This is a genomic window from Antribacter soli (genome assembly GCF_021568775.1).
GTDB lineage: Bacteria > Actinomycetota > Actinomycetes > Actinomycetales > Cellulomonadaceae > Antribacter > Antribacter soli.
Map to the genome: position 1 here is coordinate 127,434 of NZ_JAKGSG010000040.1, position 18,535 is coordinate 145,968.

At 71.8% G+C, this 18,535-nt stretch carries 18 protein-coding genes and 1 tRNA gene; 10 read left to right on the forward strand and 9 right to left on the reverse strand.

What is annotated here, in order from left to right:
* Positions 1 to 195 precede the first annotated feature (195 nt).
* The 4 genes from rocD to L1785_RS14880 are packed head-to-tail and all read right to left on the reverse strand — an operon-like array spanning position 196 to position 3,664.
* On the reverse strand, positions 196 to 1,428 hold the full coding sequence (rocD, locus tag L1785_RS14865) for an ornithine--oxo-acid transaminase (protein ID WP_236090053.1): 1,233 nt from the start codon (positions 1,426 to 1,428) through the stop codon (positions 196 to 198).
* Positions 1,429 to 1,433: 5 nt separating this feature from the next.
* Entirely contained in the window at positions 1,434 to 2,348 is a 915-nt protein-coding gene (gene ddaH / locus L1785_RS14870) for a dimethylargininase (RefSeq protein WP_236090054.1), read from the reverse strand.
* A 36-nt stretch (positions 2,349 to 2,384) separates the two neighbouring features.
* Positions 2,385 to 3,170 (reverse strand): hypothetical protein, encoded by a 786-nt coding sequence (locus L1785_RS14875; RefSeq protein WP_236090055.1) that lies wholly within the window; start codon positions 3,168 to 3,170, stop codon positions 2,385 to 2,387.
* Positions 3,170 to 3,664: an OsmC family protein gene (locus L1785_RS14880; RefSeq protein ID WP_236090056.1), complete on the reverse strand. Its 495-nt coding sequence runs from the start codon at positions 3,662 to 3,664 to the stop codon at positions 3,170 to 3,172. Before L1785_RS14880 ends, L1785_RS14875 begins: the two co-directional genes overlap by 1 nt.
* Before the next feature lie 201 nt (positions 3,665 to 3,865).
* Between L1785_RS14880 and L1785_RS14885 the strand changes: the two genes are divergently transcribed.
* Genes L1785_RS14885 through L1785_RS14895 form a run of 3 tightly spaced genes read left to right on the forward strand, consistent with a single transcriptional unit; the run spans position 3,866 to position 5,794 of the window.
* Positions 3,866 to 4,429, forward strand: a complete 564-nt coding sequence (locus L1785_RS14885) for a hypothetical protein (RefSeq protein WP_236090057.1) — start codon at positions 3,866 to 3,868, stop codon at positions 4,427 to 4,429.
* A 37-nt stretch (positions 4,430 to 4,466) separates the two neighbouring features.
* The gene (locus L1785_RS14890; RefSeq protein WP_236090058.1) at positions 4,467 to 5,273 is read left to right on the forward strand and encodes a thymidylate synthase; all 807 of its coding nucleotides are present in this window, start codon (positions 4,467 to 4,469) and stop codon (positions 5,271 to 5,273) included.
* A complete protein-coding gene (locus L1785_RS14895; RefSeq protein WP_236090059.1) occupies positions 5,270 to 5,794 on the forward strand; it encodes a dihydrofolate reductase in 525 nt (174 codons plus the stop codon). Before L1785_RS14890 ends, L1785_RS14895 begins: the two co-directional genes overlap by 4 nt.
* A 50-nt stretch (positions 5,795 to 5,844) precedes the next feature.
* Here the strand turns inward: L1785_RS14895 and L1785_RS14900 are convergent, their stop codons facing one another.
* Positions 5,845 to 7,332, reverse strand: coding sequence for a xylulokinase (locus tag L1785_RS14900; RefSeq protein WP_236090060.1), 1,488 nt, complete (start codon positions 7,330 to 7,332; stop codon positions 5,845 to 5,847).
* Between the two features lie 152 nt (positions 7,333 to 7,484).
* Complete coding sequence (xylA, locus tag L1785_RS14905; RefSeq protein WP_236090061.1) at positions 7,485 to 8,651, reverse strand: xylose isomerase; 1,167 nt, start codon at positions 8,649 to 8,651, stop codon at positions 7,485 to 7,487.
* A 90-nt stretch (positions 8,652 to 8,741) separates the two neighbouring features.
* On the opposite strand from xylA, the gene L1785_RS14910 reads away from it, so the two are divergent.
* Entirely contained in the window at positions 8,742 to 9,953 is a 1,212-nt protein-coding gene (locus tag L1785_RS14910) for an ROK family transcriptional regulator (RefSeq protein ID WP_236090062.1), read from the forward strand.
* Positions 9,954 to 10,022: 69 nt separating this feature from the next.
* Here the strand turns inward: L1785_RS14910 and L1785_RS14915 are convergent, their stop codons facing one another.
* Complete coding sequence (locus L1785_RS14915; protein WP_236090063.1) at positions 10,023 to 10,538, reverse strand: hypothetical protein; 516 nt, start codon at positions 10,536 to 10,538, stop codon at positions 10,023 to 10,025.
* A 134-nt stretch (positions 10,539 to 10,672) separates the two neighbouring features.
* Entirely contained in the window at positions 10,673 to 12,733 is a 2,061-nt protein-coding gene (locus tag L1785_RS14920; protein WP_308113338.1) for an amylo-alpha-1,6-glucosidase, read from the reverse strand.
* A gap of 155 nt (positions 12,734 to 12,888) precedes the next feature.
* On the opposite strand from L1785_RS14920, the gene L1785_RS14925 reads away from it, so the two are divergent.
* The 5 genes from L1785_RS14925 to L1785_RS14945 all read left to right on the forward strand — a co-directional run bounded on the left by L1785_RS14925 (position 12,889) and on the right by L1785_RS14945 (position 17,728).
* Complete coding sequence (locus tag L1785_RS14925; protein WP_236090064.1) at positions 12,889 to 14,169, forward strand: sugar ABC transporter substrate-binding protein; 1,281 nt, start codon at positions 12,889 to 12,891, stop codon at positions 14,167 to 14,169.
* Positions 14,166 to 15,386: a carbohydrate ABC transporter permease gene (locus L1785_RS14930; protein WP_372461870.1), complete on the forward strand. Its 1,221-nt coding sequence runs from the start codon at positions 14,166 to 14,168 to the stop codon at positions 15,384 to 15,386. Before L1785_RS14925 ends, L1785_RS14930 begins: the two co-directional genes overlap by 4 nt.
* Positions 15,383 to 16,234 carry a carbohydrate ABC transporter permease gene (locus tag L1785_RS14935; protein ID WP_236090065.1) on the forward strand — a complete coding sequence of 284 codons (852 nt, stop codon included), beginning with the start codon at positions 15,383 to 15,385 and terminating at the stop codon, positions 16,232 to 16,234. Before L1785_RS14930 ends, L1785_RS14935 begins: the two co-directional genes overlap by 4 nt.
* 120 nt (positions 16,235 to 16,354) lie before the next feature.
* Positions 16,355 to 16,427: transfer RNA gene (locus L1785_RS14940), tRNA-Arg, on the forward strand.
* A gap of 116 nt (positions 16,428 to 16,543) precedes the next feature.
* The gene (locus L1785_RS14945) at positions 16,544 to 17,728 is read left to right on the forward strand and encodes a low temperature requirement protein A (protein WP_236090066.1); all 1,185 of its coding nucleotides are present in this window, start codon (positions 16,544 to 16,546) and stop codon (positions 17,726 to 17,728) included.
* Positions 17,729 to 17,778: 50 nt separating this feature from the next.
* On the opposite strand, the gene L1785_RS14950 is transcribed toward L1785_RS14945, so the two are convergent.
* Entirely contained in the window at positions 17,779 to 18,123 is a 345-nt protein-coding gene (locus L1785_RS14950; protein WP_236090067.1) for a hypothetical protein, read from the reverse strand.
* Positions 18,124 to 18,284: 161 nt separating this feature from the next.
* Between L1785_RS14950 and L1785_RS14955 the strand changes: the two genes are divergently transcribed.
* Positions 18,285 to 18,535: hypothetical protein (locus L1785_RS14955; protein WP_236090068.1), on the forward strand; the 251-nt coding region annotated here is incomplete at its 3' end.

The window sequence follows — 18,535 nt, forward strand, 5'->3', positions numbered from 1 at the left end:
CACTGCACCTCCGGCTCAGGCGGCGTTGTCGGCCGCCTGAGCCTGCGGTTCCGCTCCGGGCGGGTGCCTCGTTCCTCGGCCCCCACCCTGCACTGCACCTCCGGCTCAGGCGGTGTTGTTCAACGCCTGAGCCTGCGGTTCCGCTCCGGGCGGGTGCCTCGTTCCTCGGCCCCCACCCTGCACTGCACCTCCGGCTCAGGCGTCCACGTCGACCTCCGCCGGCGCCAGCGACCGCAGCGCGTCCTCGAGCAGGTCCAGTGCCTGCTCGAGCTCCGGCTGGACGATCGACAGCGGCGGCGACAGCCGGATCGTCGATCCGTGCGTGTCCTTCGCGAGGACGCCCCGCTCCAGCAGCGCACCGCACAGGTCGCGTCCGGTACCGCGCGCCGGGTCGACGTCGATCCCGGCCCACAGCCCGACGGTCCGGGCGGCCTGCAGCAGCCCGGCCTCGACGAGCTGGTCGAGCCGCTCCGCCAGGACCTCGCCGAGCTGCACCGTGCGAGCCTGGTACTGGCCCGGCTCGAGGAGGTCGAGCACGGCCAGTCCGACGGCGCACGCAAGCGGGTTCCCGCCGAATGTCGACCCGTGTGTCCCGGGAGTGAGGACCTCGATGACGTCCCGGCGCCCCACCACGGCCGACACCGGCACGATGCCGCCGCCGAGAGCCTTGCCGAGGCAGACGAGGTCGGGCCGGACGCCCCACAGCTCGGACGCCAGCGTGGTGCCCGTCCGTCCGAGCCCCGACTGGATCTCGTCGGCGACGAGCAGCACGCCATGCTCCTCGGTGAGCGCCCGGAGCGTCGGCCAGAACGCGTCGGGCGGCAGGACGACGCCACCCTCGCCCTGGATCGGCTCCATGAGGACCGCGACGGTCGTGTCGTCGATCGCCTCGGCCACGGCGTCGACGTCGCCGAACGGCACGGACACGAACCCCGGCGCGTACGGCCCGAAGCCGTCCCTCGTCACCGGGTCGTCCGAGAAGCCCACGATCGTGGTGGTCCGCCCGTGGAAGTTGCCGTCCGCGACGATGATCTTCGCCTGGTCCGCCGGCACGCCCTTGACGTCGTAGCCCCACTTGCGCACGGTCTTGATCGCGCTCTCCACGGCTTCGGCGCCGGTGTTCATGGGGATCACGAGGGACTCCGCGCCGCCGGTCGTCAGCGGCCCGACGAACGCGGCCAGCCGGTTCGCGAACTCCTCCAGCTTGTCATGGTCGAACGCCCGGGACGTGAGGGTCACGCGCTTGAGCTGGTCCATCGCGGCGGCGACGACGCCCTGCTGGAGGTGCCCGAAGTTCAGCGCCGAGTACCCGGCCAGGAAGTCGAGGTACTCGATGCCGTCGGTGTCCCACACGTGCGTGCCCTGCGCGCGGGCGATGGTGACGGGAAGGGGGTGATAGGTGTGCGCCAGTGCGCTGGTAGCGGTCACGGGGGTCACGCTGCCGCACCTGGCGCCGCAGCGCTCGCGGACGCGCCGGGCAGCGCCCGGTCCGCGAGCCCCGTTGTTGTGTCGCCCGCCCGTGCGCCCCGGCCCCGGACCGCCAGCGTGCAGCACTTGGCGCCGCCGCCCGCCCGCAGCAGCTCGGACGTGTCCACGGAGATCGTCTCGTACCCGCGCTCGGCGAGCTGACCGGCGAGGCGCACCACCTTGGGCGAGTGCACGACGTGCCGGCCGTCCGACACGGCGTTCAGCCCGAGTACCGCAGCGTCCTCGTCGTCGGCGAGCACGGCGTCGGGGAAGAGGTCGCTCAGGATCTCCTGCGACGCCGGGGAGAAGGCGCGCGGCAGGTACGCGATCTCGGCCGCACCGGTCCCGTCGGCGCCGTTCAGCACCGTCAGGGCCGTGTCCAGGTGGTAGTAGCGGGGGTCCGCCAGCTCCAGGCTGACCAGCTCGCGCTTCCAGAGCGCCCGTGCCTCGTCGTGCGCGGCCCGCTCCGTGCGGAAGCCGAATCCGGCGAGGACGCGCTCGCCAGCGAGCAGCAGGTCGCCCTCACCCTCGTTGACGCGGTCGGCCTCGTAGGTGACGTAGCCGCGGTCCGCGAACCACTTGAGATACACCGGCGCCTCCGCGGCGCGCTCGGGGTGCCGGAACTTCGCCGAGTACACGAGCCCGTCCACGACGGTCGCGCCGTTCGCGGCGAACACCATGTCGGGCAGGCCCGGCTCGGGGTCGATCTCGTCCACCGTGTGTCCCAGGTCCCTGTAGACGTCGCGCAGGTACTCCCACTGCTCGATCGCGCGGGGGACGTCCACCGGGACGGTCGTGTCCATCCACGGGTTGATCTCGTAGCTCACGGTGAAGTACGCGGGCCGGCACATGAGGTAGTGCCGCCGGGACCATTCCGCCATGCAGCCAGGGTAGGACGTTCGCAGGGCGAACGCGGGTTACCGGGGTAGCCGAAGCCGCCGTCGGGCGCGTGGCGTCGCCGTCGGGGCCCGCTCGATGATCCGCGGGAAGTGTGCCGGCGGAGGGCCGAAGGCCGAGCGCGACTGCGCGATCACCGTGTGGCCCAGAGCCCGGGCGCCCACGAAGCCGACCACGGCACCGATGCCGAACGGGATGATCCGGCCCACGAACAGGCCGCCCTGCTTCGCGAGCTGCCGGCGGAGGAACTGGTTCGTCAGTGCCTTGTTGACCCGCCGCAGCGTCGTCTGCGGCATGCTCGTCAGCAGCACCTTGCCCCAGGCGACCCCCGAGCCGCCGACGGCGTCCTCGACGTCCTTCGCACCCTTGTCGCCCAGTACGGTGGCGAGCAGGAGGGCGCGGCGGCGCGAGACGTCCTCCACCTCGATCCCGTGTACCTCCGCCACAGCCAGCGCGAACGCCGCAGACGACCCGAAGAACGTCGCGATGTCGCTGCCCGACAGGATCATGCTCACGCCGGTGCCGACCGCCGGGATCGCCGCCGCCGCGCCGATCCCGCCGCCTGACACCTGGATCACACGCAGGTACTCCTTCTCCAGGAGCTTGATGATCTCCGCCGGGGAGGCCTCCGGGTTGCGGGCCCGTAACCCGTCGACGTGCTTGCGGATGGCGGGGGAGGGGATCCGCACCGCCCGGTCGACCACGTTGTCCAGCAGCGTGGCCGGGCGGTAGGCCACCCAGTCCTCGATCTCCTTGCCGGCATTCGCGTCGCGGTTCTCGAGCTCCTTGCCCTCCTGGCCGGCCATCAGGCGCCGCCCGCCTGAGCCGGGGGACCGAACTGCGCCGGCGGGACCTCGGCCCCGGCCTTCAGGGTGCGGCCCACGGTGCACGTCTTGTCGATGGAGCGCTGCGCGATGATCAGGAGGCGCTCCCGGTCGGCGTCGTCCAGGACCGACAGGTCGATCTCGAACTTCTCGGTGAGCACCGGGTACCGGTCCTCAGACATGAGCTTCGGGTCCTCGACGCGGATCGTCACCGCGTAGTCGTCACCGAGGCGGCGGGCGAAGGCCGAGTCGCTGCTCATGCCCGCGCACGCTGCCAGGGCGACCTTCAGAAGCTCGCCGGGCGTGAACACCGCGCCCGCGCTCGCCGGGCCGATCTCGACGCGCGCCCCTCGACCGGAGAAGCCGGTGTAGGTGCGCGTGCCGTTGCGCTCCACCCACAGGGGGTCCGTGGGGGACGGCGTCACCGGAGGAATCTCGTCGGTGCCGGTCTCGTTGATCGTCCTCTGCTCTGTCATGCTCCCGATCCTTCCACTGGCCACCGACACGCGTCGGCCTGTGAGACAACGCTCTGCCGTGTGCCCACGTTCCCGGGGCCCCTGCCCCCGGGAAGGGCCCTGGGTCCGCGTTCCCGCGTGTCCAGCGCGTGTCCCGCCCGGACTCCCGCATCCCTGCGCGCCGGATCGCGGCCACGGCCGATCGCGCCGATGATCGACCGCATGGAGCACGAGGAGAACGTGACGCCGCCTGCGGAAGGCGAGCGACCGGCGTCGGGCCGCGTCCTGCAGCGGATCGACTGGCGTCACGTGGGGCGCCGGGCGCTGCTCGTCCTGGTGGTGCTCGTTCTGGCCTGGCTGGTGTACCTGCTGCTTGCGGCGTTCCTGCCGCGCTGGTGGGCGCAGGTGATCGGTACGGCGGTCGACGGGTCGTTCGCGGCGGGTGCGTGGTGGGGCCTGGTCGTCGGGGCCACGTTCACCGGGCTGCCGATCCTCGTCGGGGCGCAGGCCCTGCGGCCGAACCGGCGATGGCAGGTGCGGGTCGGCGTGCTGGTGCTCGCGGTCGTCCTGGCGATCCCGAACCTGCTGACGCTCGGCATCGTGCTCGGGACGTCCGCGGCGGCGCACGCCGGGGAGCGGATCCTCGACGTCGACGCCCCCGCGTTCCGCGGCGGGTCCGCCTGGGGCGCGGTGATCGGCGCGCTGATCGCGCTGTCGCTCGTCGTGTTCATGGCGCTCTACCGGCGCCGCGGCCGTCGCCTGCGGGAGCTGAAGGCGGCGGCCTGAAACCCGCCGTCGGGCCACCGCGCGGTAGCCTGCGGTCATGGCCGCCACCATCCCCACCCCGTACGAGGACCTCCTCCGCGACGTGCTCGCCACCGGCACGCACAAGGACGACCGGACCGGGACGGGCACGCGCAGCGTCTTCGGGCGGCAGCTCCGGTACGACCTGTCGCAGGGCTTCCCGCTCGTCACCACGAAGCGGGTGCACCTCAAGTCCGTGGCGCTGGAGCTCCTCTGGTTCCTGCGGGGCGAGTCGAACGTCCGGTGGCTGCAGGACCAGGGTGTCACCATCTGGGACGAGTGGGCCGACGCCGACGGCGAGCTCGGCCCCGTCTACGGCGTCCAGTGGCGCTCGTGGCCGACGCCGGACGGCCGGCACGTCGACCAGATCTCGCAGGTGATCGAGCAGATCAAGGCGAACCCGGACTCGCGCCGGCTGATCGTGAGCGCGTGGAACGTGGCCGAGCTGGAAGACATGGCGCTGCCGCCGTGCCACGCCTTCTTCCAGTTCTACGTCGCCGACGGCAAGCTCAGCTGCCAGCTCTACCAGCGCTCCGCCGACCTCTTCCTCGGCGTCCCCTTCAACATCGCCTCGTACGCGCTGCTGACGCACATGGTCGCGGCGCAGACAGGTCTCGAGGTCGGCGACCTCGTCTGGACCGGCGGCGACGTCCACATCTACGACAACCACGTGGACCAGGTGCGCACCCAGCTCGAGCGCGAGCCGTACCCCTACCCGACGCTGCGCCTCGCCCCGCGGGACTCGATCTTCGACTACGCCTACGAGGACCTCGAGGTCGTGGGCTACGCGCACCACCCGTCCATCAAGGCGCCGGTCGCGGTGTGATCGGCCTGGTCTGGGCGCAGGCCCGGGACGCGGCGGGGCGGCCCGTCATCGGCGCCGGCAACGCCATCCCGTGGCACGTCCCGGAGGACTTCGCGCACTTCCGCACGACAACGTCGGGCCACCCCGTCGTGATGGGCCGTCGAACCTGGGACTCGCTGCCACCGCGCTTCCGCCCCCTCCCGGGACGCACCAACATCGTGGTCACGCGGCACCCGGCCGCCGTTGCCGCGCCCGCGGCAGTGGTGGTCGTGGAGTCTCTCGACGAGGCGCTCGCGGCCGCGGCTGCAGCGCCTGGCGGTAACGAGGTCTGGGTCATGGGGGGCGCACAGGTCTACACCGAGGCGCTCGCAGTCGCGGACCGCATCGAGGTCACCGAGGTCGACCTCCTCGTCGAGGGCGACACGTTCGCCCCGGAGATCGGCCCGAGCTGGACGGTCATTGTGCCCGACGGCGGCTGGGTCACGTCTCGCACGGGCGTGCGGTTCCGGCACCTCACCTACGTCCCCACGCCCGCCGGCTGAGCCGCACCCGGTCGAGCCGGGAAACGCGTGAGTCGCGCCGACGAGCAGGGTCAGACCAGGTCGCGCACCGCCGCGTACTGGGCGCGGATCACCGGCGCGGGGTCCGCCTCCAGGGTGGTGGCGATCGTCGTCGACCACGCCGGCACCGCCCCGTCCCCGGACGCCGCCGCAAGCACCCACGCGGCCTGGCGCGCGGCGCCGTCGGCCACGTACTCGCCGGGCTCGGGGATGCCGATCGGCAGCCCGAAGATCTGCGGCGCGATCGCCTGCACGGCGGGCGACTGAGCCGCCCCGCCGATCAGCATGACGCGCTCGATCGGCACGCCCTGCGCGCGCAGCGCGTCGAGACCGTCGGCGAGGCCGCACAGCATGCCCTCGATGTACGCGCGCGCGACGTGCGCGGGCGTCTGGTTCTTCAGGCGCAGGCCGTGCAGCGTGCCGGTGGCGTCGGGCCGGTTGGGGGTGCGCTCGCCCTCGAGGTAGGGCACGAGCACGAGTCCGTCGGACCCGGCCGGCGCGGACAGGGCCAGGTCGGCCAGGCCGGCGAAGTCGACGTCGAGCACGGTGCGGGCGGCGTCGAGCACGCGGGCGGCGTTGAGCGTGACCGCGAGCATGAGCGAGTTGCCGGTCGCGTCGGCGAAGCCGTTGATCGCGCCCGACCCGTCGGCGGTGCGGTCCGGCGCAACGGCCGACACGACACCCGACGTGCCGATCGAGATCGCGATGTCGCCCGGCTCCATGCCGAGGCCGAGGGAGGCGCCGGCGTTGTCGCCCGCACCGGGGCCGATCAGGGCCCCGCCGTCGAGCGAGGACCCGGCCACGGACGGGTGCGCCACACCGCCGGCCTCGGACGGCTCCAGGACGCGAGGCAGCACGACGTCGTCGCGGCCGAGGGCGAGCGAGAGCAGGTCCGGGCGGTACTCGCCCATCCCGCCGATGGCGGAGGCGTCGAAGTAACCGGTGCCGGACGCGTCGGACCGGTCGGTGAACAGCGCGGTGAGGTCCGGCCCGAGCGGCGCCGAAGGGTCGCCCGCCGGCCCGTACCCGGCGATGCGCCAGGACAGCCAGTCGTGGGGGAGCGCCACGGCCGCGACGCGCGCCGCGTTCTCCGGCTCGGCGTCCCGCAGCCAGCGCAGCTTGGTGATCGTGAGCGACGCGACGAGCACCGAGCCGACGGCGTCCGCCCAGGCCTGCGCGCCGGCCTCGGCATCGCCGGAGCCCAGCTCGGCGACCAGGTCGCGGGCCGCCTGCGCGGAGCGGGTGTCGTTCCACAGGAGCGCCGGGCGGATCACGTTGCCGTCGGGGTCGAGGGCAACGAGACCGTGCTGCTGGCCGCCCACTGCGATCGCGGCGACGTCGTCGAGCCCGCCCGCGGCCCGCGCGGCCTCCTGGAAGGCGGCCCACCAGTGCGACGGGTCGACCTCCGTGCCGTCGGGGTGCTTGGCGGAGCCCGAACGGACCAGCTCGCCGGTCTCGGCGGAACGGATCACGATCTTGCAGGACTGCGTGGACGTGTCCACGCCGGCGACGAGGGGCATCGGTGCTCCAGGTGGGAATGCGGATCGGGAGGGTCGTACGGAGGGCGAGCGACCGGCGTCGGGCGCCGAACACACCGTTGAGTGCGGGGAATCCGTTGTACCGGAGGTCCGGGACCAACAGACTCCCCGCACTCGACGAGGGAGAGGGGCCGTCAGCCGATCAGGTGCTTCAACGCGAGCTGGTGCAGGCGGACCAGGCCGTAGTCGCGCTCGGCCATCGCGTCGACGTCGGCCTCCTCGAAGGCGGACCTGTCGGCGAGGAAGGACTCGAACGTCTCGCCCTCGGCGAGCGTCGGCTGACCCAGCTCGAAGATGCCCGCGTGCTCGAACGCGGCCTGCACCTCGGAGTCCTCGCGGTACTGCTTCGCCTTGGCGGCGAGCAGGTCGTACGTCTCCATGTTGGCCTTGGCCGACTCCCACACGCCCTCGAGGTACTCGGTGCGCGAGGGCTTGTAGTCGAAGTGGCGCGGGCCCTCGTAGCGGGGGCCGCCGTTCGGGAAGCCGTTCTCCAGCAGGTCGACCGTGAAGAACGCCGACAGCAGGTCGCCGTGACCGAACACGAGGTCCTGGTCGTACTTCGGCCCGTGCTGGCCGTTGAGGTCGATGTGGAAGAGCTTGCCGACGTGCAGGGCCAGGGCAAGGCCGTGCGTGTAGTTGAGGCCGGCCATCTGCTCGTGGCCCGTCTCCGGGTTGAGGCCCACGATGTCGCCGTTGTCGAGCGTGTTGATCAGCGCGATCGCGTGGCCGATCGTCGGCAGGAAGATGTCGCCGCGAGGCTCGTTCGGCTTGGGCTCGAGGGCGATCTTCAGCCCGTAGCCCTTCTCCTTGATGTAGGCGGCGACGGTGTCGATGCCCTCCGCGTAGCGGGCGTGCGCGGCGTTGAGGTCCTTCGAGTTGTCGTACTCCGTGCCCTCACGGCCGCCCCACATGACGAACGTCGTGGCGCCGAGCTCGGCCGCCAGGTCGACGTTCTTGAGGATCTTGCGCAGGCCGAAGCGGCGGACGTCGCGGTTGTTCGACGTGAACGCGCCGTCCTTGAACATCGGGTGCGTGAAGGTGTTGGTCGTGACCATCTCGACGACGAGGCCGGTCTCCTCGGACGCCTTCTTCACGGAGTCGATGTGGGCCTGGCGCTCGGCCTCGTCGGCGTCGAACGGGAAGACGTCGTTGTCGTGGAACGTGAAACCCCAGGCGCCGAGGTCGGCCAGCTTGCGGATGGACTCGGCGGGGTCGAGGTTCGGCCGGGTCGCTGCACCGAACGGGTCCTGGGCGTTCCAGCCGACGGTCCACAGGCCGAACGAGTACTTGATGTCGCTCACGGGGTCTCCTCGTCGAGGCGGCTCCGACCGCGCGGCGCCGCATTTGTTGTACGACTGAACTATTGCGCGCGACTCGGCTACAGTCAAGGCGTGACGACCGCAGCGCCCGCCTCCGAAGCCGCTCGCCAGCACACCCTGCGCGAGCGCAACCTCGAGCTCGTGGCGCGCGCGGTCTTCGAGGCGCCCGGACCACTCTCGCGCGCCGATGTCGCCGCCGCGACCGGTCTCGCGCGCGCCACGGTGTCGACGCTGGTGGACCGCCTGGTGGCCGGCGGGCTCCTGCGCGAGCTGCCCGCGGTAGGGGGCGGGAGGGCCGGACGGCCCGGCGTCCCGCTCGTCCCCGCGCCCCGGACGGTCGTGGGCGTCGGGCTCGAGGCGAACGTCGACTACCTCGGCCTGCGCGTGCTCGACCTCACGGGCGACGTCGTCGCCGAGCGTGTCCTCGACGGTGCCTTCCACGACTCCGACCCCGCCCTCGTGCTGGGGCGCCTCGGGGAGCTCGCGCGCGACGTCGTCGACGGGCTCCGTGCCCAGGGGATCACCGTCGCCGGGGCGCGCCTCGCCCTGCCGGGCCTCGTCGACGCCCGCGCCGGCCGGCTCGAGGTCGCCCCCAACCTGGGCTGGTCGTCCCTGGTGCCCGTCCCGCTGCTCGGGCTCGACCTGCCCGTCGAGATCGCGAACGAGGCCAAGCTCGCAGCGCTGGCCGAGCTCGCCGGACCCGTGCCCGGCTCCTTCCTCTATGTCTCGGGCGACGTCGGCATCGGCGCTGCGATCGTCGTCGAGCGCGCGCTCTTCCTCGGGGAGCGCGGCTGGAACGGCGAGATCGGGCACGTCGTCGTCGACCCCGCGGGGCCGCGCTGCTCCTGCGGCGCCTTCGGCTGCCTCGAGCAGTACGCGGGCAAGGAGGCGATCCTCCGCGGCGCCGGGCTCCCGCCGGACGCGCCCCTGGCGGACCTCCTGTCCCTCCTGGCCGACGGCGGTCGCGCGCCTTCCGCCGGTGCGTCGGCCGAGGCGGAACGGGCCGGTGCCGCCGTGCGGACCGCCGGGCGCGCGCTCGGCTCCGCCCTGGCCGACTTCGTCAACCTCGTCGATGTGAGCACCGTCGTGCTCGGCGGCGCGTACACGGACCTGCTGCCGTGGCTGCGCCCGGATGTCGAAGCAGTGCTGGTCGAGCGCGTGCTCGCTGCGCCGCTCGTCCGGATCGACGTGCGGGCCGCGGCGGCGGGTCCGCAGGCAGCGCTCACGGGCGGTGCGCGCGAGGTGCTCCGCGGGGTGCTCGGGGACCCGGCCGCCTGGGTCTAGCCCTGCTGACGTGCGGGTCGTGCCCGGCGAGTCGCGGTCGCCGGGCGGTGTACCCGCGCGGCGTCGCCATCAGAAGTCGGCAGTCATCGAGACCGTGATCAGGGGGTCGGGTTCGTCGGCGAGACGGCGGCCGATCAGGTCGAGGACGGCGCCCGCGAGCATCCACCCCGCCGTCGGCAGCAAGATCGTGCCGATGTCGGAGAACATGTCGTCCTCGGTGATCGAGTCGATCGGGGCGCGGCCGGCGAACACGTCCTCCATGCCGGCGACCACGGATTCCCAGCCGGTGACGAGAGTGGCAAGGCCGATCCCCACCAGGGCCAGTGCCGCGAGCATGACAAGACGTCCGAACCGGTCCCGCAGCCCGCGGCGACGGGCCCCGCGGACGAAGACCCGTCCCGCGGTCAGCACGAGGATCCCGCCGAACAGGACCAGGGTCTGCTGCATGAGCCGGCCGGAACTGTCCGCAAAGGATGCCGACGCGGAGTCTGACACGGCGGACGCGAACGTCCCCACGACGGCCACCAGCCCGCCGACGAACAGCAACACGCCCGCCGCGACGAGCACGACACCGAGCACCATCATGATCGGACTACGCGGGTACGACGGCACGGACATCCCAGGCTCCAGACAGGACGACGACGGTGCGTCCCAACGATAGGACCCAGATAGGTAAATTGTCCGTAATTCCGGCGCAGATCACCCGCACCGCCGGCGCGTCACGTGGTGCGCGTCGCGCGCGTCGTCCCGTCGCGCAGCCGCTCCACCGTCCAGTGCCCGCCGAACCCGCTGATCCCCTCCGCGCGCACGGAGCCCACCGGCAGCGCCGTCGAGGCCGGCCGCATCCGCAGCTCGCCCTCGGCCCGGTCCGGCACCACGTCCAGCAGGGCGGTGAGCACGACGACCGCCGCGCCCGCCGACCACGCCTGCGGATGGCAGGCCGCGGGGTAGGGGACAGGCCCTGGACCGTCGCCGACCGGGTTGCCGCCGTACAGCTCGGGGAGCTGGTAGCCGAAGTGGCCCGCGGCCTCGAGCAGGCCCCCGATCAGCACGGTCGCGGCGTCCCTCAGGCCGGCCCGGGACATGCCGTGGACGGCGATCGCCGTGTCGTGCGCCCACACCGACCCGCCGTGGTACTTGAGCGGCCAGTACCCGGCGCTCGTCGTCGACAGCGTGCGCAGCCCGTACCCCGACGACATGTCCTGGCCGACGAGCCGCCCGGCGATCACGCGCTCCTCGTCGGGCCGGAGCAGCCCGGTGCCCAGCAGGTGCCCCATGTTGGACGCGACCGAGTCCACGACTGCGCCGTGCCGGTCGAGCGCGATCCCCGGGTACGGCCCTTCGGCGTCGCGGGTCCAGAAACGGGCGCGGAACCGCTCGGCGAGGTCTGCGGCCCACCGGCGCCAGTCCTCGCCGCCCGGCCGCCCGAAGTGGTCGAGCAGGTCCGCGGCGCCCATGGCCGCCTCGTAGGCGTATGCCTGCACCTCCGACAGGGCGATGGGACCCTCGGCGAGCCGGCCGTCGCGCCACTGGATCGAGTCGCCCGAGTCCTTCCAGCCCTGGTTGGCCAGGCCGTGCCCGGTGGGGTCCTGGTAGTCGAGGAAGCCGTCGCCGTCGCTGTCGCCGTGGTCCTGCATCCACACGAGGCAGCGGTCGAGCGCCGGGAGCAGGTCCACGACGTCGGCGTCGGCCATGCCCCACTGCCATGCGTCCTTGAGGAGGCACACCCACAGCGGTGTGGCGTCCACGGTGCCGTAGTACACGGGCGGCAGGGACGTGCCCTCGCCGAGGTTCAAGGTCTTGGACCGCACCTCGTGCAGGATCTTGCCGGGCTGCTCCTGCGTGGCAGGTTCGTCGCGCGTGCCCTGTCCTGCCGCGAGGGTGCGCAGCGTCCCGCGCGCCAGGTCGGTGCCCAGCGGCAGCAGGAATCGCGCCGCCCACAGGGAGTCGCGCCCGAAGAGCGTGAAGAACCACGGGGAGCCGGCCGCGAGGAAGGTCTCCCGCGGAGCCTGGTCCCAGGTCATGCGGAGGGTCGCCAGGTCGTCCAGGGAACGGTGCAGGAGCCGGCCCAGCCGCGGGTCGTCGGCGGTGACGACGGGTCGCCGCCACTCGATGAAGGGGTTGTCGGGCCGCTGCACCACCGCGCCCCGGACCTCGGCGACGACGTCCCAGTCGAGCGTGAGCGGCGCACCCGGGTGCACGGTGACGTCCCAGGCCGCGGTCGCGCCCTCGTCGTCGAGGTCGATGCGTGCATCGGGCACGAGCACGCGGCACGTGACCCCGTCCCCGCCGGTCCACTGGACGCCGCCGTCGACCACCTCGGGCCGCAGCGGCCCGGCGGGCGCACCCTGCTTCACCGAGTCGAACCCGGCCATGTCGCTCGACATCCGCAGCCGGAGCGTGCCCGACACCGGTTCCTGCGTCGCGCACTCCAGCACGATCGGGGCGTGCACCCGCCCCGGGGAGACCTCGCACCGGCGGCGCACCCACGCGGTGGGGTCCGGGCCCGGGCCGTCGATCATGCGCAGAGCCAGGACCGCCTCGCTCACGCCCGCGTCGCGGTGCCCGGAGAGCAGCCACTCCGGCTCCACGCCGTCGACCGTGAGCACCGTCGAGGACAGCACGCGCACGTCGGCGTGGAACACGCCCTGCGCGCCCGTGGCGCGGATCTGGCCGTCCGGCCCGCTCCACACCTGTGTGGGGGCCATCGTGGTGACCAGTAGGTCGTGCAGGAGCGGCTGGAGACCGGGCGCCGCCGTGCCCGCCGGTGATTCCGTCACCTCTCGAACGCTACCCGCCCCGTTCCCTTTCCGCCCCGACATGCATCTCCGCGGCAAGAGTCCGAGACTGACAGAGATCGGCAGCAAAAGACGAGCCTTGTGATTTGCCGGTCCCATTCCGTTGGAATTCCGGATTCCAGGTATCGGAGACGAAGATGACCCAGCACAGGACATTCCCCTCGGCCGGCGCTGGGCGCCGGACGCCCCGCTCCCGCGCGGCGCGGCTGACGGTGCTCCTCGCAGCCGGAGGCCTTGCCCTGCCGGCGCTCGCGGCCTGCGGCGGCGGCTCAGGCTTCGACGACGAGGGCGGGGAGGCGGGCGGCGACCTGGAGATCCTCATCGGATCGAGCGGCGACGCGGAGACCGCAGCCGTCAAGGACGCCGTGAGCGCGTGGTCCTCCGAGGCCGGGACCGGCGCGAACGTCAGCGTCGCGGCGGACCTCGTCCAACAGCTCAGCCAGGGCTTTGCCTCGGGCAATCCACCGGACGTCTTCTACGTCAGCACCGACTCCTTCCCGGGATACGCCGCCAACGGTTCGCTGTTCCCGTACGGCGACCAGCTCGAGGACGTCGACGACTTCTACCCGACGCTCTCGGAGACCTTCACGTTCGACGACCAGCTCTACTGCGCGCCGAAGGACTTCTCGACGCTGGCGCTCGTCATCAACACCGACGCGTGGTCCGCTGCCGGGCTCACGGAGGACGACTACCCGACCACCTGGGAGGAGCTGCGAACCGTCGCGACGACGCTCACCACGGGCGACCAGGCCGGCCTCGCCTTCGGGCCGGAGTGGCAGCGCATCGGCACCTTCATGGCACAGGCGGGCGGTCACCTGGTGGACGACTCCCTGTCCGCGGACGTCGACACGCCGGAGAACCTCGAGGCCCTGACGTACGTCAAGGACCTGCTCACCAGCGGCGCCGCCAAGTTCCCGTCCGACGTCGGTTCAGGCTGGGGCGGCGAGGCCTTCGGCACCGGCGCGGCCGCGATGACGATCGAGGGCAACTGGGTCATCGGCGCTCTCGAGAACGACTTCCCGGACATCAACTACGTCGTGGTCCCGCTCCCCGAGGGTCCGGCGGGGCCCGGCACGCTGCAGTTCACCAACTGCTGGGGCATCGCCGCAGACTCCCCGAACCAGGAGGCGGCCGTCGACCTCGTGCAGTACCTGACATCCGCTGAACAGCAGATGACGTTCGCGACCGGGTTCGGCGTCATGCCGTCCATCCAGTCCGTCGCGGAGGAGTGGAAGGGGGAGTTCCCCGAGCAGGCCGCGTTCCTCGACGGGGCGGAGTCCGCTCAGGGTGTTCCGCCGATCGAGGGCATCGCGGACGTGATCTCCGACTTCAACGCGCAGATCGAGGGCCTGAAGTCGGGCGACCCGCAGGCGACCCTCACATCGGTCCAGTCGACGCTCGAGGCCGTCGCGCCATGAGCACGCCGGCGACGCCCCCGGGGACCCCCGGGGGCGGCGCGCTGCCCACCCGGCGGGAGCTTCGCCGGCGGGAGCTCCGCCGTCGGGGGCGGCGGCGCGCCGGTGTGAACCGCGGGCAGACCGGGGCCGGCTGGCTGTTCATCACGCCGATGCTCGTCATCCTGGGTCTGTTCCTGGTGCTGCCGATCTTCATGGCCCTGTGGGTGAGCCTGTCCGACTGGACCGGCCGGGGCAGCCCGTTCGCGGCGACCACGAACTACGTGGGCGGTGAGAACTACGCCGAGCTGCTCACCGGGGGCGGTCTGGCGGAGCGAGACTTCGGCACCTCGATCCGCAACAACCTCTACTACGTGCTGATCGTGGTGCCGGTCCAGACGATCATCTCGCTGCTGCTGGCCGTGCTGGTCAACCAGCGGCTGCTCAAGGCGCGCGGGTTCTTCCGCACCGCCTTCTACTTCCCGTCGGTCACGTCGAGCGTGGCCATCACCGTCGTGTTCCTGTTCCTGTTCTCGGCGTCGGGCGCCGTGAACAGGGCCGTCGCGTACCTGGGAGTCAACGGGCCGAACTGGATCAACGACCCCCGCGGGCTGCTGCACATCATCCTCGGGGCGTTCGGCGTGGACTCGCCGCCCGGCGCCCTGCAGGAGGCGCCGTTCCTCGGGGTGTCGTGGTGGAACTGGCTTGCCGGGCCGTCCGTCACGATGACCATCTACATCATCATGGCGATCTTCACCACGTCCGGGACGTTCATGCTGCTCTACCTGGCGGCGCTGCAGGGCATCTCCGGCGACATCCAGGAGGCGACCCTGGTGGACGGCGCCAACGCGTGGCAGCGCCTCTGGCTCGTCACCGTCCCGATGCTCCGGCCGACGACGTTCACGGTCATCACGCTGGGCCTCATCGGCACCTGGCAGGTCTTCGACCAGATCTACACGGGTACCCGGGGCTCGCCGTCCAAGACGACGCTGACGCCGGCGTACCTGTCGTACGAGACGTCGTTCAACAGCCAGCAGTGGGGCCAGGGCGCGGCGATCGCGTTCATCCTGTTCGCGATCATCGTCGTCCTCACGATCCTGCAGCGCATCGTGCTGCGGGAGTCCGACGTCGTGCCGAAGCGAAAGCGGTTCCGGCCGACCGGTGAGGGTGGCCGGTCGTCCGTCGTGCCGGTCGGGCCCCCCGTCGTGCCCGTCAAGCCACCGGCAGGGGGTGCGGCATGAGCAACGCCCGTCGTGCAACGTCCGGGACCCTCCTCGTCACGTCCCTGACGTACGCCGTTCTGATCGCCATCGCGATCATCTACATCTACCCGTTCCTCATCTCGATCGCGACGTCGTTCAAGACGCAGGCGGAGGCGGCGGACGACCCCCTGTCGCTCGTCCCGGCCACGTTCAGCACGGCGGCATACGAGCGGCTGTTCCTGAACTCGGACTTCCCGTTGTGGTTCCAGAACTCGATCATCGTGACCGTGGTGGTGACGATGGGACGGGTGTTCTTCAACTCGCTCGCGGGATATGCGCTGTCCCGGCTGACGTTCCCGGGGCGGACGGCCGTGTTCGCGGGGCTCGTCGCCGTCATGGCCGTGCCGTCCGTGGTGCTGCTCATCCCGAAGTTCCTCGTCATCAACCAGCTCGGGATCTACGACTCGTACGCCGGCCTGATCATCCCGCTCCTCGCGGACGCGGCCGGCATCTTCATCATGAAGAACTTCTTCGAGTCCATCCCGGTGGCCGTCGAGGAGGCCGCGCGCATCGACGGTGCCGGCACGTTCCGCGTGTTCTGGTCCGTGGTCCTGCCGATGGCCCGGCCCGCGATCATCACCATCGTCATCCTGGCGTTCCAGGGGTCGTGGAACGAGCTGTCGCACTTCATCGTCGCGTCGCAGTCGCAGGACCTGTTCAACCTGACCAAGGGCGTGGCACAGCTCTCCTCCGGAGCGCTGTCCCAGGGAGCCCAGTTCCCGCTGAAGCTCGGGGCCGCCGTCATCATGACGATCCCCGTCGCGGTGCTGTTCTTCGTGTTCCAGAAGCGCATCATGAACGCGTCGAGCGGGGCGGTGAAGGAGTAGGCGGGCGCGCCCGCGGTGCGCTTCGCGCCCCGCGCACCGTGGGCGCTAGGCTGTGGCCGGTCGGTGTCGGCACCCTGAGGTGTCCGACGCCGGTCGCGCACCTCCTCGCGGGGAGGTCGCGCGCCTGTAGCTCAGTGGATAGAGCACCGCTCTCCTAAAGCGGGTGTCGGCAGTTCGAGTCTGCCCAGGCGCACTCTTCACCTCTCCTTGCCGCGTCGGTTCCGCAGCCGCCCCCGCTGCCCGGGCGGCTCCCGGCCACGTCCTCGTATCCAGTGGATACGCGCCGAGCGTCCCCCTAGCGTGGGGTCCATGACTTCCGAGCCTGCCCCGTCGAGCGACCCAGCGGACGCCGCCGAGGTCGCGCGCCCTGAAGAGGACGCCGGAACCGAGAAGCGCGTCGCACCGCTGGAGCTCTTCTTCGACCTGGTCTTCGTCTTCGCGATCACCCAGGTCACCGCGCGGCTTGCCGACCACGTGACCTGGGACGGGATGCTCCACGGGCTGCTCATCCTGGGAGCGATCTGGTGGGCGTGGGGCGCCTACGCCTGGCTCACCAACGAGGTCGACGGGTCGCGCAACGGGGTCCGGCTGGCGATGTTCGGGTCGATGGCGGGGATGCTCGTCGCGGCCCTCGCCATCCCGCGCGCCTTCGAGGAGAACGCCGTCGTCTTCGCCGGTGCGTACCTCGTGGTGCGGGCCCTGCATGTCGCGCTGTTCGTGACGGGGACGGTCCACGTGGACGTGCGGACGGCGGCGCGGACCCTCGCGCCCACGGCCCTCCTGGCCCCGGTGGTCCTGCTGGTCGCCGTCCTCCTGGACGACTGGGCGCTGGTGGCGCTCTGGGTCGTCGCCCTCGGGATCGACTACATCGGGGGCGGGCTGCGGGGCATCGAGGGCTGGCGGCTCTCGCCGGGGCACTTCGCGGAGCGCCACGGGCTCATCATCATCATCGCGCTGGGCGAGTCCATCTTCGCCATCGGCGTCGGCGCTGCGGGCCTGGTGCTCGACGCTGCGACGATCGCGGCGGGCACGCTGGGGATCGGCGTCGTGGCGGTGCTCTGGGCCACGTACTTCGACCAGAGCACCGAGCCGATCGAGACCCACCTGCATGCCCTCCGCCGGCGCGACCGGAACACCACCGCCCGCGACGCCTACAGCTTCCTGCACCTGCCGATGGTCGCGGGCATCGTGCTCCTCGCCCTCGGGATCAAGAAGACCATCGAGCACGTCGGGGATCCGCTCGGCGTCATCCCCTCGGCCGCGCTCGGCGGCGGGGTGGCGCTCTACCTCGCCGCCCAGGTCGCCTACCGCCGCCGGGTCCGGCAGCCGACCCATCCCGAGCGCCTGGTCGCGGCGCTGGCCTGCGCCGCGCTCGTCCCGCTGCTCACGGTGGTGCCGGCCATCGCCGGGCTTGCGGCCCTGGCAGGCGTCTGCGCGGCCCTGTACGTGTACGAGCTGGTACGCGGAAACGCGCGGGCGGCCCTCGCGTCGTGAGGGCCGGGCTGGCGACGGCGGACTGCACGCCGAACCGCTCTGCTCCGTCGTCAGTCCCGTAGTCGCAGAGCGACGATCCCGCACTGGACGGGGTAGGACTCCGCGCACGCGCCGTCGGTCCACACCTCGACCTCGTCGCCGTCGTCGAGCTCGGTGGACGGGACGGGCTCACCGTCGTCGCCCCTGACGATGACGGGGTCGCCTCGGAGGAGGCGCATGCCCTCGAAGTAGTCGTCGGACGGCTCGGCGAGGACCGGGTCTCCGGAACCTCCTGCCCCGGCGACGACGCCGGTGACGTCCGGCTCACGATCGGGAATCCCTGCGGTGCCTGCGCAGCTGGACGTGGCCAGGGCGAACAGTGCGACACCGAGCAGCACGAGGGCACGGGGGCTCATGTCCTGATCATCCCCTGTCGGGCGCCCTCAGCGCTGCGCCCTGGCGATCTTGCGCTGACAGAGGGGCGCCCCCTATGGTTCAGCGAACCGGTTCGCTGGCAAGGGTGCGGCGTGGTCGGTCTGGAGCAGCACATCCATTTCCCAACGGAGGGAGAGAACGCATGAAGCAGCATCGGACACGTTCGCGGCTGAGTTCCCTGATAGTGGTGGCGGCCCTCGTCGTCGCCGGGAGCGCCGTCGCCGACATCGGCACGGCCACGAAGGCCGTGGCCGCCACGACGCAGATCGACGACAGCGTCGTGAGCGGCACGAACCGCTTCACGTACGGGAGCGGCTGGGGGACCGCGACCGGGGTCGGGGACCTGAACCAGGGGACCGCGCACTGGAGCAATACGACAGGCGCGGTCGCGAC

What these genes read in the sequence shown, in the direction of transcription:
- L1785_RS14885 (WP_236090057.1), top strand. Translation starts at nt 3,866, where the DNA reads ATGGAGCACGAGGAGAACGTGACGCCGCCTGCGGAAGGCGAGCGACCG.
- L1785_RS14925 (WP_236090064.1), top strand. Translation starts at nt 12,889, where the DNA reads ATGACCCAGCACAGGACATTCCCCTCGGCCGGCGCTGGGCGCCGGACG.
- L1785_RS14930 (WP_372461870.1), top strand. Translation starts at nt 14,166, where the DNA reads ATGAGCACGCCGGCGACGCCCCCGGGGACCCCCGGGGGCGGCGCGCTG.
- ddaH (WP_236090054.1), bottom strand. Translation starts at nt 2,348, where the DNA reads ATGGCGGAATGGTCCCGGCGGCACTACCTCATGTGCCGGCCCGCGTAC.
- L1785_RS14950 (WP_236090067.1), bottom strand. Translation starts at nt 18,123, where the DNA reads ATGAGCCCCCGTGCCCTCGTGCTGCTCGGTGTCGCACTGTTCGCCCTG.
- L1785_RS14875 (WP_236090055.1), bottom strand. Translation starts at nt 3,170, where the DNA reads ATGGCCGGCCAGGAGGGCAAGGAGCTCGAGAACCGCGACGCGAATGCC.
- L1785_RS14945 (WP_236090066.1), top strand. Translation starts at nt 16,544, where the DNA reads ATGACTTCCGAGCCTGCCCCGTCGAGCGACCCAGCGGACGCCGCCGAG.
- L1785_RS14900 (WP_236090060.1), bottom strand. Translation starts at nt 7,332, where the DNA reads ATGCCCCTCGTCGCCGGCGTGGACACGTCCACGCAGTCCTGCAAGATC.
- L1785_RS14915 (WP_236090063.1), bottom strand. Translation starts at nt 10,538, where the DNA reads ATGATGGTGCTCGGTGTCGTGCTCGTCGCGGCGGGCGTGTTGCTGTTC.
- L1785_RS14880 (WP_236090056.1), bottom strand. Translation starts at nt 3,664, where the DNA reads ATGACAGAGCAGAGGACGATCAACGAGACCGGCACCGACGAGATTCCT.
- L1785_RS14890 (WP_236090058.1), top strand. Translation starts at nt 4,467, where the DNA reads ATGGCCGCCACCATCCCCACCCCGTACGAGGACCTCCTCCGCGACGTG.
- L1785_RS14935 (WP_236090065.1), top strand. Translation starts at nt 15,383, where the DNA reads ATGAGCAACGCCCGTCGTGCAACGTCCGGGACCCTCCTCGTCACGTCC.